Origin of the sequence: Rhizobium beringeri (assembly GCF_004306515.1) — a bacterium.
Classification (GTDB): Bacteria; Pseudomonadota; Alphaproteobacteria; order Rhizobiales; family Rhizobiaceae; genus Rhizobium; species Rhizobium beringeri.
In genome coordinates, this window is sequence record NZ_SILG01000001.1 from 3309064 (window position 1) to 3323669 (window position 14606).

General features: G+C 63.0%; 12 protein-coding genes. 4 read left to right on the forward strand and 8 right to left on the reverse strand.

Annotated elements, in window-relative coordinates; translation table 11 throughout:
- Positions 1–40: 40 nt before the first annotated feature.
- Positions 41–865 carry a TrmH family RNA methyltransferase gene (locus ELH03_RS16695; protein ID WP_128410087.1) on the reverse strand — a complete coding sequence of 275 codons (825 nt, stop codon included), beginning with the start codon at positions 863–865 and terminating at the stop codon, positions 41–43.
- Between the two features lie 7 nt (positions 866–872).
- Entirely contained in the window at positions 873–1259 is a 387-nt protein-coding gene (locus ELH03_RS16700; protein ID WP_128400548.1) for a hypothetical protein, read from the reverse strand.
- A 43-nt stretch (positions 1260–1302) separates the two neighbouring features.
- Here ELH03_RS16700 and ELH03_RS16705 point away from each other — a divergent pair, with 43 nt between their 5' ends.
- Both ELH03_RS16705 and rpoH read left to right on the forward strand, forming a co-directional pair.
- The gene (locus tag ELH03_RS16705) at positions 1303–2328 is read left to right on the forward strand and encodes an RluA family pseudouridine synthase (RefSeq protein ID WP_130659258.1); all 1026 of its coding nucleotides are present in this window, start codon (positions 1303–1305) and stop codon (positions 2326–2328) included.
- Positions 2329–2517: 189 nt separating this feature from the next.
- Positions 2518–3426, forward strand: coding sequence for an RNA polymerase sigma factor RpoH (gene rpoH, locus ELH03_RS16710; RefSeq protein WP_018243318.1), 909 nt, complete (start codon positions 2518–2520; stop codon positions 3424–3426).
- A 124-nt stretch (positions 3427–3550) separates the two neighbouring features.
- Here rpoH and ELH03_RS16715 read toward each other — a convergent pair whose 3' ends face one another.
- Together ELH03_RS16715 and ELH03_RS16720 are read right to left on the reverse strand one after the other, a co-directional pair.
- Complete coding sequence (locus ELH03_RS16715; protein WP_130766522.1) at positions 3551–6082, reverse strand: hypothetical protein; 2532 nt, start codon at positions 6080–6082, stop codon at positions 3551–3553.
- Positions 6083–6142: 60 nt separating this feature from the next.
- Positions 6143–7441, reverse strand: a complete 1299-nt coding sequence (locus ELH03_RS16720) for an adenylosuccinate synthase (RefSeq protein ID WP_018243320.1) — start codon at positions 7439–7441, stop codon at positions 6143–6145.
- A 191-nt stretch (positions 7442–7632) separates the two neighbouring features.
- Here ELH03_RS16720 and ELH03_RS16725 point away from each other — a divergent pair, with 191 nt between their 5' ends.
- Complete coding sequence (locus tag ELH03_RS16725; protein ID WP_128400551.1) at positions 7633–8550, forward strand: DMT family transporter; 918 nt, start codon at positions 7633–7635, stop codon at positions 8548–8550.
- A gap of 3 nt (positions 8551–8553) precedes the next feature.
- On the opposite strand, the gene ELH03_RS16730 is transcribed toward ELH03_RS16725, so the two are convergent.
- The gene (locus ELH03_RS16730) at positions 8554–9402 is read right to left on the reverse strand and encodes a GNAT family N-acetyltransferase (RefSeq protein WP_128400552.1); all 849 of its coding nucleotides are present in this window, start codon (positions 9400–9402) and stop codon (positions 8554–8556) included.
- An 87-nt stretch (positions 9403–9489) separates the two neighbouring features.
- On the opposite strand from ELH03_RS16730, the gene ELH03_RS37445 reads away from it, so the two are divergent.
- Complete coding sequence (locus ELH03_RS37445) at positions 9490–9738, forward strand: hypothetical protein (protein WP_164902026.1); 249 nt, start codon at positions 9490–9492, stop codon at positions 9736–9738.
- Between the two features lie 44 nt (positions 9739–9782).
- On the opposite strand, the gene ELH03_RS16735 is transcribed toward ELH03_RS37445, so the two are convergent.
- From ELH03_RS16735 to ELH03_RS16745, 3 genes are all read right to left on the reverse strand, one after another.
- Entirely contained in the window at positions 9783–11573 is a 1791-nt protein-coding gene (locus tag ELH03_RS16735; protein ID WP_130766523.1) for a putative bifunctional diguanylate cyclase/phosphodiesterase, read from the reverse strand.
- A 156-nt stretch (positions 11574–11729) separates the two neighbouring features.
- Positions 11730–13514, reverse strand: a complete 1785-nt coding sequence (locus ELH03_RS16740; RefSeq protein ID WP_130766524.1) for an IlvD/Edd family dehydratase — start codon at positions 13512–13514, stop codon at positions 11730–11732.
- A complete protein-coding gene (locus tag ELH03_RS16745; RefSeq protein ID WP_128400555.1) occupies positions 13511–14422 on the reverse strand; it encodes an NAD(P)-dependent oxidoreductase in 912 nt (303 codons plus the stop codon). Before ELH03_RS16745 ends, ELH03_RS16740 begins: the two co-directional genes overlap by 4 nt.
- Positions 14423–14606: the final 184 nt, after the last annotated feature.

Here is a 14606-nt window from a genome sequence, read left to right on the forward strand (position 1 = left end):
CAGAACCCTGAAAATCGATTCCGATTTGAGAAGGCATGCGTTAGATCCGGCCCATCGCCGAGGCCATGGAAAACAGCGCGATCCCCGTCGCGGTCGCGGCGTTGAGGCTGTCGAGTTCCTCCGACTGTGGAATGCGCGCGCTCTGGAACCGCGCAAGCAGCGCCTCCGGCAGCCCCTCGCCCTCGGTCCCGACGACGAGCGCCATGCGCGTCGAGGCCGGAATGGCGCGGATATCGGTCTTGCCGTGAGGCGAAAGCGTCCAGATGGCAAAGCCCCGTTCGGCAAGCGCCAGGAGCACATCCAGCGCCTTACCGCCGCGACGGTGCGCAACGCTCAGCACCGAACCGACCGAGACACGCAGCGCCTTGCGGTAGAGTGGATCACAGGAGGTTTCGTCGAGCAGCACCGCATCCGCCCGGAAGGCAGCCGCATTGCGAAACATCGAGCCGGCATTGTCGTGATTGGAAATGCCACAACCGACGAGCACCAGCGCCTGCTCCGGCAGCGCGTCGAGAAGGGCCGCCTCCCCGCGATCCTCCCGCCGGCCGAGCGCGAGAACGCCGCGATGCAGATGGAAACCGACGACGCCATCGAGCACATCAGCCTCGGCGACATAGACCGGTACATCGGCCGGAAACCGCTCCAGGATGGGCAGGACGCCCTCGACGCGGTTGCGCAGCAGCAAGATCTTCTCGGCGAAAAAGCCGCGGCCTGCCGCATGCGCCTCGGCGAGCATGCGCAGCACGACGGTGCCTTCGGCAATGAAGCGCTTCTCTCGGCCCGTCAGGTCGCGCTCGCGAATATCGCGGAATTCGGCGACGCGCGGATCGTCGGCGCTGTCGATGTCGATCGGGGCGGCGACCATGCCGGCCTCAATTGCCCGCGACGGTGACGTCGGCGACGGTGCGACCGGTCCTGAGATCGTAAACCAGCGCCTTATTCTTGCCCTCGACCGTTTCGCCGAAGAACAGGATCTGCCCGGCCGAAAACGATGTGGACTGTACCTTGAAGCCGAGCGGCAGGGAAACAGTTGCCGCAAGCGGCGCATCCGAAGGCACGCCGGAGGCGGCAACAGTGGACGCCGTCTCCTTCGACTCGCTGTGCATCACCTTGTAGACAACTGCGCCGAAGACCGCCATAAGGCTCACGAACATGATGGCGCCGGAAACGATCTGCAGGCGGACCATCTTGCGCCGGACACTTTCCATCGCCGGATCAAGGGGCTTCTCTTCCTGGTCGTCTGGCTCGATTGCTGTCATCTGTGCGTCCCGTTCTAAAAAAATACGTCGGAGAAGAAGCGTCTTGAGCGACCCCTTTAAACAAGCCGCCGGCAATAGAAAAGTCCTGACCGCCGATGAAAGCGCCGAAGGCCGGCTTGACGCCTGGCTGACCGCGCAGGTCGGCGAGGAATTTTCGCGCAGCCGCATCAAGACGCTGATCAAGGACGGCCAGGTTTTTCTGCGCGGCCAACCCGTCACCGACCCGCAACGCAAGGTGCGCACCGGCGATAGTTTCGAGATCACGCTGCCCGAGCCGGAAGACCCGACGCCGCAGGGCGAGGACATCCCGCTTGATATCCTCCATGAGGACGACGACGTCATCGTCATCTCCAAGCCTTCCGGCCTCGTCGTCCATCCCGGTCCCGGCAACTGGACGGGCACGCTGGTCAACGCGCTGATCCACCATTGCAGCGATACGCTCTCCGGCATCGGCGGCGTGCGCCGCCCTGGCATCGTCCACCGTCTCGACAAGGACACGACAGGCGTTATGGTCGTCGCCAAGAACGACATTGCCCATCGCCACCTCTCGCTTCAATTTGCCGACCATGGCCGCACCATGCCGCTGGAGCGGGCCTACCAGGCAGTCGTCTGGGGCCGGCCTCGCACGCTGTCGGGCACAGTCGACGCGCCACTTGGCCGCGCCACCGGCGACCGCACGCGCCGCGCCGTCAAACGCCCCGACAGTCAGGACGCCGACGAGGCGATCACGCACTACCAGGTGATCGAGCGCTTTCATGAGAAGCCGGACGCGACCGCGTTCGCCTCGCTGGTCGAGTGCCGCCTCGAAACCGGCCGCACCCACCAGATCCGTGTCCACATGGCCCATATCGGCCATCCGCTGCTCGGCGATACGGTTTACGGCGCCGGCTTCAAGACCAAGGCCAATATTCTGCCCGAAGAGATCCGCAAGGTCGTCAACGGTTTCGGCCGCCAGGCACTGCATGCCTTCATGCTGCAATTCGAGCATCCCCGCACCGGCGAAATCATGCATTTCGAGGTGCCGCTGCCGGATGATATGGTCGAATTGGTCGAGGCGCTGCGGCGATAAAGGCGGCTCTGAATGCCCGTCTTCCAACTCACACCTGCGTGAGCGGCACCTTGAACCGCCGTTTCGCCACACTTATCTGTACATAGACTTAGTGCGGGCTCGCAGTAGAGCCGCACGTCCCGGTTCGCCTTTTTTAACGCGAGAACGCGTTTCCATCGGGAACCGGAATTCACTTTAGGAGGGTGCACTATGGCCCGAAATACCTTGCCGTCCATTACCGCCGGTGAAGCCGGTCTCAATCGTTACCTCGACGAAATCCGCAAGTTCCCGATGCTGGAGCCTCAGCAGGAATACATGCTCGCCAAGCGTTATGCCGAGCATGGTGACCGGGACGCCGCCCACAAGCTCGTCACCAGCCATCTTCGCCTCGTCGCGAAGATCGCAATGGGTTATCGCGGCTACGGCCTGCCGATCGGCGAAGTCGTCTCCGAAGGCAATGTCGGCCTGATGCAGGCCGTCAAGAAGTTCGATGCCGAGCGCGGCTTCCGCCTCGCCACCTATGCAATGTGGTGGATCAAGGCCTCGATTCAGGAATATATCCTGCGCTCGTGGTCGCTGGTGAAGATGGGCACGACCGCCAACCAGAAGCGCCTGTTCTTCAACCTGCGCCGGCTGAAGGGCCGCATCCAGGCGATCGATGACGGCGACCTGAAACCGGAGCACGTCTCGGAAATTGCCACCAAGCTGAACGTCTCGGAGGAGGAGGTCATTTCGATGAACCGCCGCCTCTCCGGCGACGCCTCGCTGAACGCGCCGATCAAGGCGGCCGAAGGTGATAGCGGCCAATGGCAGGATTGGCTGGTGGATGACCATGACAGCCAGGAAGACGTGCTGATCGAACAGGATGAGCTCGACACCCGCCGGCGCATGCTGGCGAAAGCGATGAGCGTGCTGAACGAGCGCGAACGCCGCATCTTCGAGGCTCGCCGTCTCGCCGAGGATCCAGTGACCCTGGAAGACCTTTCGACCGAATTCGACATCAGCCGCGAACGCGTGCGCCAGATCGAGGTCCGCGCCTTTGAAAAGGTGCAGGACGCGGTCCGCAAGGAAGCCCTGGAACGCGCCAAGGCCGTCCGCGTCGTCGAAGCCACGGCATAAGCCTGCCGCGCGATAAAATTGAAGAAGGCGGGCCTTGCGGCCCGCCTTTTCTTTTTCATTCACCTTTGTTCCGCAGTCTCAGCGCCACCCCAAAGATCCGGGAATGCTGGCGTTGCGGAAACCCTTACTGGCTCGTCGACACATCCCCGAGCGCGGTCCATTCCTTGATCGCGGTATTGAAGGCGTCTGTCCCCGTACCGCCCTTTTCCATCGTCAGCAGTGCGCGGCGACCGTTGCGGTAGGTGATCGGAATATCGATCCAGTTGCGGGTCGACATCAGGTCGAGATTGGCCTTGCGCGCATCAGGGTAATCGTTCAGCGCGATCATATGGAAATCGTCGGTGATCTTGGCCGGAACCGCAATCAGCGCGTCGCCGCGGTCCTGCTCCGTACGCTTCATCGAGATGCGCTGGACGCTGTCGATGCTGCCGCCTTCGAAATTCGGCGGCACCGAGAAGACGATCTCGACGAGATGGCTTGCCGGCAGCGACGGATCGGAATTGCGCTTGAAGGTGACGAGAGCCGAAAGATTGCGTTCGGGAACGGTGACGTTGCCCTGTACCGTCGCCTCCTGCCGGCCGTCCTGGCCGGCCTCGTGCTGCACGCTCCAGACGACCGATCCCTCGATCGCGGTCGGCGAACTCTGGCCGATGCGCTCCTCATAGAGGAACATCTTTTCCGACGAACCGACGGGTGGGGTCTGCTGCGGCGATGCCACCGGGCCGTTTGGCGTCCGCGTTTCGGCGGGGGCCACATCGCCCTGCGCGCTGGCAGGCGGCGTATCTGCTGCCGCGACATTCTGCTCGGCGACCGATTTTCCTTCCGCGGTCGGTGTTCCCGGCACAGTCGCCGGTCCACTGTCGACCTCGGTCCCATCGGTCAGCAGCCGTTGGGTGAATTTCGAATTGGCCGCAGCGCCGTCATTGTTCATTGACGCTACCTGCGGGTTCGGGTTCGGGTTCGGGTTCGGGTTCGGCTGCGCCGGCGTCGCTGGGGTATTCTGCGCTCCTGGTGTGGTCGGCTGGGCTGGCGTCACCGCGCCCGGCTGGGCAGGCGTCGCCGAGCCAGCCGGCGGTGTTGCCGCCTCGTTCCTGGTCGCCTGCGACGGTGCCGAGCTGACGAGCCCATCGACCATCGCCACCAGCGCCTCTCTGTTCATCCAGCCGGCATAGGCGCCGCCACCGATCAGGATGAGCGCGAAGATGAGCGTGATCACGGTACCGATGCCGAAGCGGCGACGCTTCGGCTCCATACGGAAACTCTTGCCTTGCAGCTTGGAGGCAACGATCTGATCGATATCCATCGACGGATTGGCGTCATCGTCATCAGCGGCGACCGAGCCGCGGCGGTCGTAGCCGCGCAGCGCCTTCGCCTCGCGCCAATCCTCGCTCGGCGCGGCGCTAGCAGGCGCCGGCTTGCCGTTGTGCACTTCCGCGAAGATATCGACATCGTCGAAATGAGAGGCAACCGGCGCCTTCTTATTGCTGCTGGCCTCGATCGGCGGCAGATCGTCGAAGGCGGCCGTCTCCCAGGAGAAACTTTCCTTGGCGGCCGGCATGACGGCCGCGGGGGCCGCATTTTCGAGGCTCGATATCACCTCTTCGAAGGTACGCGCCGAGGCATCCGCGGTGACCGGCGCCGCCTGCGAATATTGCCTGAGTTCCTCTTCCGCCCATTCGGTCTCCGCATCCTTGGGCGGCGGAGCCGGCGTTTCGGCAACGGGCTCGGCCCAGACCGGGTCGAAATGCGCCGCAGCATCGGCCTGCAACGGCTCCTCGCGGCTGTGCTCGACGAACTCCTGCGGACGATCGAAATCGGCGACCGGCTCCACCAGCCGGTTGGATGCATGGTCTATGCCGCGGGTGATTGGCTGCAACGGCTCGACGGGCTCGTAAGCCTCCTCGGCCTCCGGCTCCTCGCTGTCCACCGCCGCCGGCGCGGCCGCGATCTCGTCGGCTTCCAGGGGATGCTGCTCGTCGGCACGGTCTTCGTCGGCTTGCTCGCTGCGATGCGCAGCAGGCGGCTCCCCGCCGTCATGTTCGGTCGACACGTCTTCGGCAGCGACGTCGCGCGCCTCGCTAGCATGCCATTCCTCGGCCGGCGCTTCCTCCTCATGCGAGGGATGCCAGTATGTCTCGGCGGGAACGGATGTTTCCGGCGAAACCGCTGTCTCGGCGGCAACAGGGATTTCGGCGGGAACAGGTTCTTCCGCGGAAAGGGGCTCCTCGGCAGCGACCTCTTCCTCAGCTTCCTCTGGCGCCGCGGCTTCCACGTGATCGGGTTCGTCGGCGGCCTCGGCCGCCTGCGGTTCCGCATAGGCTTCGTCAACCGGCTCCTCGACAGCCGTCTCCGGCGCAGGCGCCGGTTCGCTTTCGTCGTGAAGCGTTTGCTCTTCCGCGGATTCCAGCGCGGTGACGGCGGCGACCGGCTCGTCGAGCGGCAGCGCCTCGGAGTGTTCGCCTTCCACCTCGCGGATGGCGGCCTCGAGCTTTTCGAGCTGGCGTTGCAGCATGGCTTCCGGCGGACGCGGCTTCATATTCTCGAGCTGCCGCTGCACTGCGCCGCGGGCACGTTCGTAGACTTTCACCCGCATCTCGGGGGTATTTTCAGCCAAGCCGTCAACGGCCCGCCGAATGACTGCAATAAAATCCGCCATCAGTACTTTCTCAAGAAGTCCGGTACCCTACCGAACCATCCTCCACAGTGACCCGTGAGCTTAATCCTCAAACGGATCGGTCACAAGTATCGTATCATCCCGCTCCGGGCTGGTGGACAGGAGCGCGACAGGCGCCCCGATCAGCTCTTCGACCTGGCGAACATATTTGATCGCCTGTGCCGGCAGATCCGCCCAACTGCGGGCGCCGACGGTCGATTCCTTCCAGCCTTCCAGCGTGATGTAGATCGGTTCGACCCTAGCTTGCGCTCCCTGGCTTGCCGGAAGATGATCAATCTGTTCGCCGTCGAGCATATAGCCAACGCAGATCTTCAATTCCTCGAGACCGTCGAGCACGTCGAGCTTGGTGAGCGCGATGCCCGTGATGCCATTGGTGGCAATCGATTGACGCACGAGTGCCGCGTCGAACCAGCCGCAGCGCCGCTTGCGTCCGGTCACCACACCGAACTCATGACCTTTTTCGCCAAGGAACTCACCGATCGCGTCCTTCAGCTCGGTCGGGAACGGGCCTTCGCCGACGCGCGTCGTATAGGCCTTGGTGATGCCGAGGATATAACCGAGCGAGCCGGGTCCCATGCCGGAACCAGCTGCCGCCTGGCCGGCCACCGTGTTCGAGGAGGTGACGAAGGGATAGGTGCCGTGATCGATGTCGAGCAGGCTGCCCTGCGCGCCTTCAAAAAGGATGCGGGAGCCCTTGCGACGCTCCTTGTCGAGGAAAAGCCAGACCGTATCACGGAAAGGCAGTACCCGATCTGCGATCGAGGTCAGTTCGTCCATGATCGCCTGGTGGCTGACTTCGGCGACACCCAAGCCGCGGCGAAGCGCGTTGTGATGCGTCAGAATACGGTCGACCTTGCCGGAAAGACTATCGAGATCGGCAAGATCCATGACGCGGATGGCGCGACGGCCGACCTTGTCTTCATAGGCCGGGCCGATGCCGCGGCGCGTCGTGCCGATCTTGGTGCCGCTGTTCGACGCTGCATCCTCGCGCATCGCGTCGAGCTCGCGGTGCAGCGACAGGATGAGCGTCGCATTGTCGGCGATACGCAGATTTTCGGGCGTGATCGTCACACCCTGACCGGCGAGCTTTTCGATCTCGGCGATCAGCGCATGCGGATCGACGACGACGCCGTTGCCGATCACCGCCATCTTGCCGGGGCGCACGACGCCGGACGGCAGCAGCGAGAGCTTGTAGCTGGTGCCGTCGATGACGAGCGTGTGGCCGGCATTGTGTCCGCCCTGAAAGCGCACGACAATATCTGCGCGCTCCGAAAGCCAGTCGACAATCTTGCCCTTGCCTTCGTCACCCCATTGCGAACCGACCACGACTACGTTCGTCATCCAACTCTTCCTGTTACCGGCGCGGAACCGCGCACCTGCTCAAACCCGCGCATCTATAAAGCTTTGTTTTTTGGAAAGCGACCCTGTTGTCACAGTAGATTGGGCTTTTTACGTGACAAATCAGCAGCCGACAGGCTATTTCCCCTCACAAAACGCCGCACGGCGATCGCGGAAAGACGGGAAGAACGCTCTTGCAAGCTACGGCCTATATCTGCCTCGTTATCGCCACCCTCTGCTGGGGCGGCAACTCCGTCGCCGGCAAACTCGCACTCGGGCATATCAGCCCGATGATGCTGACCTTCCTGCGCTGGTTCCTCGCCGTGGCGGTGATCGCTGTGATTTCAGTACCGCAATTGCGGAAGGACTGGCCGGTGGTCAGGAAGAACCTGCCGCTGCTCCTTTTCTACGGCGTCATCGGCTACACCCTTTTCAACGCCATGCTTTACTCGGCCGTGCAATATACGACGGCGATCAACGTCGCCATCGAGCAGGCCGGCATCCCGATGCTGATCTTCCTGCTGAATTTCATGTTCTTCCGTACCGGCATCTCGCTGGCGCAATGTCTCGGCTTCGGCATGACGCTGATCGGCGTCGCTTTGACCGCCGCGCATGGTGACCTCTCAACGCTGCTGCAACTAGGCCTCAACCGCGGCGACGGGCTGATGCTGATCGCCATTGCCGCCTATTCGGTCTACACCATCTTCCTGCGCTGGAAGCCGCCGCTCGACTGGCGCACGCTGATGGCGGTCCCGGCGCTCGGGGCCATGCTGACCTCGCTGCCGCTGCTCCTTTGGGAGGCCGGCCGCGGCGCTGCGCAGTGGCCGGACCAGGCCGGCTGGGTCATCACTCTCTACACGGCGATCTTCCCGTCGCTGGTGGCGCAGATCCTCTATATCAAGGGCGTCGTCGCAATCGGCGCCAACCGGGCCGGCCTCTTCATCAATCTCGTGCCGGTGTTCGGAACGCTGCTCTCCGTCGCCCTGATCGGGGAGAGGCTGCAGTCCTTCCATGTGATCGCGCTGGTGCTGACCTTGGGCGGCATCGCGATCGCTGAAAAGGGCCGGCCGAAAGCTTCAGCTACGACCGTGCCCGCCTCACCCATGGATTAGAGCCTAACCGAGCTCCAACGTTGTCACGCCGAAGACATGCTTCAGCGGGATGGCCGGCGCCGGCCCGCGATACATGCGCGTCGTCTCGAACACCGGTTGAAGGCCGAGGCCTTCGGCAAGCGCGACTGCCTCGTGGTTCGCCGTGGGAATGTCGATGAAGACCGCGGCCCCCTTCGCCTCCGGGATCAATTCGGCAAGCAACGCTGCGGCGCTATCGGCATCATTGGCAAAGAGCGGGCCGATCTTGTAGCCCTCGTAGCAGCGGCGGATCGTGCCGTAACCGCGGATCTTACCGCTCTTGCGCACCACCGCCGAACGGCGGCCCTTACGGCCGGTGCACCAGGAGGTGAGGAAGGCATCCCGCGGCTGCGGAAAGATCGCCGAATCATAGCGCTGCAGGCCTTCGAGACGTGAATCCAGCACCGACTGCGCGACAAGCGTCGAGACAGGCAAGGAGCTGGCGACGCCGCCGTAGCGAATGGTGGAATAGGCGGGTTCGAAGCCGGCCTTGCGGTAGTTGTCCTGCTGTGCGGCGACTCCGTCGAGACCGATCGTGCGGTCTCCCGCGCTGGCGATGCCCGCCTGCCAGATCGCCTTGCCGTAACCCTTGCCGCGGAAATCGGGATGGACGATGTAGAGGCCCAGGAAGGCGAAACTCTCGCCATATTTGACGACCGAGATCGAACCGACGGGGACTTCACCGATCGAGCCGACGAAAAATCCTGACGGATCGGCCTCAAGGAACGCAAGCGAATCGTCGAGGCCCGGGTTCCAGCCCTCCTGACGCGCCCATTCGAGCACGAGTTCCAGTTCGCCGGGCCGCATCGAACGAACGGCAAATTCCGAATTCATGCGACTTTCCTAGATTGATGTCCCGCAAGTCCATCCCGGCAATGGCAAAGCAATTGTCAGGTCCCAGTTCCCCGATTGCACCTGCGAATGATGGAGAGCCGCGCTCATGGACTTGACGACGCGTATAATCATTTTTTCGATGCAATGCAGAAAGCTACGTTTCCGGATTACCATGAAACAATGCCGTTGCAAGCTCAAGAAAATTACTTGCGCGCCAATTATCTTCCTGCCGATGCGAATAAAACGCCGCACCGAAAGATACCGCCTGCCAATTTGAAAGGCGAGGAAAGCATTTCGGCTGAAATCACTTCCGCGACGCGGCAAACGCGCTGTTGAAACCGGCGGCGACAACGGTCGCCCGCGGACGGATCACCGGCCGTTCAGCCGCCCATGGCGGTCTTCTGCTTTTCGCTCCCGCTCGTCATCGATGAGAAAAGACGGTCTGTCTCCGCCGCTGGTGCGGGATAACCGAACGCATAACCCTGCAGGCCGTCGCAGCCGAGCTGCGCCAGCACGACGGCATGCGCCTCGGTCTCGATGCCCTCGGCGATCACCTCGACATCGAGCGCCTTGGCGATTTCCACGATCGAACCCACCACGCGCCGCTGCTCGGCCGAGCTGACGACCTCGGTGACGAGCTGCCGGTCGATCTTCAACCGCTTCGGCCGCAGCTTGACGAGACCGATGAGCGAGGCATGGCCCGATCCGAAGTCGTCGATCTCGATGTCGATGCCCATCTGTTTGATATCGCCGATATGATCGAGCAATTTTTCGTCGCTATCGTCGAGGAAAATCGTCTCAACCAGCTCGAAGACGATCACGCCGGGCGGGATGTCGAGTTTCCTCAGCTTGTCGAGCAGCGCCGGATCGGCAAGCCGCGAGGCCGAGATATTGACAGCGATGCGCGGAACCGCAAGGCCGCGCAACAGCCAGAATAGCCGGTCTTCGAGAACGCTCTTGAGGATCGCCGCGTCGATCTCCGCCGCAAGTCCGTGCTCGTCGGCAATCTTCAGGAATACCCCTGGGGCCAGCACGCCCTTCTCGGGATGTTTCCAGCGCGCCAGCGCCTCAAAGCCGATGACTTCCCGCGTCCGGGCGTCGAGCTGCACCTGATAATAGGGAAGGATCTCGCCGCGCTCCAGCCCGAGCTTCAGCTCTTCGGCGAGGCGACGCTTGGAGCGCAGATCCTCTTGCAATTGCCGCGTGAAGAATTCGACGCGGTTCCGTCCGAGCTTCTTGGCCTGGTAGAGCGCCAGGTCGGATTCGGCCAGCATGTTGCGCGCCCGCCGATCACCGCTCCAGGAAACGCCGATCGAGGCGCCGGATTGCAGCATCTCCTGGCCGAAGCGGATTTTCTTCCGCAGCCGGCGCTGGACATCCTCAGTGATCAGCTTCAGCTCAGTGAGATCTGTGAAATTGACCAGTACGATGACGAATTCATCACCGCCGACGCGGGCGACCATGCCATTTGCAGGAATGGCAGTGGTGATGCGAAGGGCTGCGGCCCTGAGCACGGCGTCGCCTGCCGCATGACCGTGGCTGTCGTTGATCTGCTTGAACTGGTCGAGGTCGAGATGCAGGACCGCGAGTGTCGTGATGCTCTTGTCGGCCGGCAGCTCCGAAAGCCGCTTGTCGAGAAGGCGCCGGTTCGGCAAGCCGGTGAGATAGTCGTGATCGGCGACATGCTCGATGCGGGCATTGCTTTCCTCCAGCGCCAGCGCCCTCGCCTCGGCCACCACCTTTTGCCGCGCCAGCTCCGCGTTGAGCTTTACGTCGGCAGTCACATCCCATTCGGCGCCGATGAAGGAGGGCAGACCCTCCGCATCGACGTAGAAATGCGCGCGCGAGCGCAAATGGCGGATTTCGCCGCTCGGCAGCACGATGCGGAATTGTGAGTTATAGGCGCCGCGCGTCGCGATCGCCTGCTCGAAATCGCGTTCGGCCCGCTCACGATCATCGGGATGGATGGCATTCGACCAGAGCGAAGCCGGCACCAGCCGGCAGGTCTCGCCGGTCTCGTAGAGACGATGCATCTGCGCATCCCACAGGATCCCGTCCTGCTCGATGCTGTGCTCCCAGACACCGATCCGGGATGCATCGAGAGCAAGTTCCAGCCGACGCAGAAGATCCTGAAACTCTCGTTCGGATCGTGTGGCTTTGTTCTCTGGCAACGCGGTCCCAGCCTTAGAAGCTTGTCTAACAGCAATATGGTCTCAAGCCGGCATTAATGAAGCCTTGTCCTAGTGACCGAACTAGTGACTAGGTGAACTGTTCGTTACGACTTCCCCTTTTGGATCAAGGGGCTTGCAGTCTTTAACAACTCAAGATCAGTGATTGTGCCGCGGCGGGTTTTTCGCAATCCGACGAAATTCCGTCGCCCCCTCCAGCACCGCGCCGTCCGACAATTGCGTCACCGAGCGGCGGTAGATCTGCTGCCACGGCGTCGCATCCGCCGGCACCGGCGGGATGCCGTCGCCCTTGCGCCGTTCGATCTCGGCATCATCGACCAGCATGTCGCAGCGCCCGTGGTTGAAGTCGATGCGGATGATATCCCCGGTACGAAGCCAGGCGAGGCCGCCGCCGGCGGCACTTTCCGGCGAGGCGTTGAGGATCGAGGGACTGTCGGCCGTGCCCGATTGGCGGCCGTCGCCGATCGTCGGCAGGCTGCGGATGCCGCGCTTCAGGAGATGATCCGGCGGTTGCATATTGACGACCTCAGCCGAACCAGGCCAGCCGATCGGCCCGGCGCCCCGGATAACAAGGATGGTGTTTTCGTCGATGCCGAGTTCAGCATCGTTGATGCGCTTGTGATAGTCCTCGGAACCGTCGAAAACCACCGCTTTGCCCTTGAAGACGCCCTCGTGCCCGGGCTCCTCAAGATAGCGCCGGCGGAAATCCTCCGAGACCACACTCATCTTCATGATCGCGAAATCGAAGAGATTGCCTTTGAGAACGAGGAAGCCCGCCCGCTCCTTCAGCGGCTCAGCGAACGGCCTGATGACCTCGCGGTCGCGCGCTTCCTTGCCCTGTAGGTTCTCGGCCATCGTCCTGCCCGTCACCGTACGACAGTCGCCGTCGAGCTTTCCGGCCTGCAGCAGTTCCCACATGATCGCCGGCGTACCGCCGGCGCGATGGAAGCGCTCGCCGAGATAGGCGCCGGCCGGCTGGACATTGGCCAGCAGCGGGATATCGAAACCATGCACCTGCCAATCGTCGGGATGGAGTTCGACGCCGGCGTGCTTCGCCATCGCGGCCAGGTGCGGCTGCGCGTTGGTCGAGCCGCCGATCGCCGAATTGGTGCGGATCGCATTGAGGAAAGCCTCGCGCGTCAGGATATCCGACGGCTTCAGATCCTCGAATACGATCTCGACGGCGCGCCGCCCGGTACGGTAGGCCATCTGGCCGCGTTCGCGGTAAGCAGCCGGAATGGCGCCGCAGCCGGTCAGCGAAAGGCCGAGCGCCTCGGCCAGCGCATTCATCGTCGAAGCAGTGCCCATCGTATTGCAGTGGCCGACGGAAGGCGCAGAATCGAGCGCCGCTTGAAGAAACTCTTCCCGATCGATCTCGCCTGCCGCATATTTCCGCCGCATCCGCCAGATCACCGTGCCGGAGCCCGCCAGCTCTCCCTCGTGCCAGCCGTCAAGCATCGGCCCGCCGGAGAGCACGATCGCCGGAATATCAACCGTCGAAGCAGCCATGATCGCCGACGGCGTGGTCTTGTCGCAGCCGGTGGTCAGCACGACACCGTCGAGCGGATAACCGTAGAGGATTTCGACGAGGCCGAGATAGGCGAGATTGCGGTCCAGTGCCGCCGTCGGGCGCTTGCAGTTCTCGAAGATCGGATGCGTCGGAAACTCGATCGGAATGCCGCCGGCATCGCGAATGCCGTCGCGCACGCGCTTGGCAAGCTCGACATGCACCCTGTTGCAGGGCGTAAGATCGCTGCCGCTCTGCGCAATCCCGATGATCGGCTTGCCGGAGCGCAGCTCTTCCGGCGTGATGCCGTAATTCATGAAGCGCTCGAGATAGAGCGCTGCCATGTCGATATGATCGGGATTGTCGAACCAGTCCTGCGAACGCAGGCGCTGCTTCGGCGAATGGCTGTCCGTCACTTCTTTCCTCCCGGCCGGGCATTCTTTTCTTCGAGATGGAGGAGCAGGGCGCTGTGATCCTTTTCACCATTGCCGTTGGCGACGAATTCGCTGAATTCGGCGTGCACCGCCGCCGTCAGCGGCAGCGTCAACGACAGGGTCTTGGCCGCCTCCATGGCGGCGTTCAGATCCTTCAGCTGATTGCTGGACGAACCGCCTGGAGTAAACTGCCGTTCGACCATGCGCCTGCCGTGCAGTTCCAGGATACGGCTCTCGGCAAAGCCGCCGCGAATGGCGTCTCGAAAGGCCGCCGGCGAGCCGCCGCCCGCTTCGATCAGCATCATCGCTTCGGCGACGGCGCCGATCGTCACCGCGACGATCTGCTGGTTGGCGAGCTTGGCAAGCTGGCCTGCCCCGCTTGGGCCGACGCGGGTCACCCGCCCCATCGGGGCAAAGACATCCGCAAGCCGGTCGATCACGTCCTTGTCGCCGCCCGCCATGATCGCGAGCGTACCGGCTTCCGCCCCGACGACGCCGCCTGATACCGGCGCATCGACGTGATCGACGCCGCGTTCGGCAAGCCTCGCCGAATGGTTACGGGCGAAATGCGGGGCAATCGAACTCATGTCGATGACGGTAACGCCAGGCGTTATCGCATCGGCCGCTCCACGGTCGAACAACACGTCCTTCACCGCCTCGGCGTTGGTCAGCATGGTGATGACGACATCGGCCTCTGAAACGGCATCCGCCGGTGTTTCCGCGCGGACCGCGCCATCTCCAGCAAGCGCCTCGGCCTTGCCGGGATCGCGATTCCAGACGGTGACGGCAAAACCCGCGCCTAGCAGCCGGCGAGCCATCGGCGCTCCCATCAGGCCGGTGCCGAGAAAGGCGATCCGCCTGCCCTCATCACCTTTTCTCGAACCTGTCATTCAGTCCTCCCAACTGTTGTCCGTCTTTGATAGTCCCCTCGCCCACCGTTGCAAACCGTTTTGACGGACGTAACGCATTTTTGTGGTGTGTCCTTAGATGCGGATGATGTCGTCCCAAAAACCGCGCACAGTTTTCGGCATCATGCTCTGAAAACGATACGGGCGAGAACCGGAGTTCCCGCCC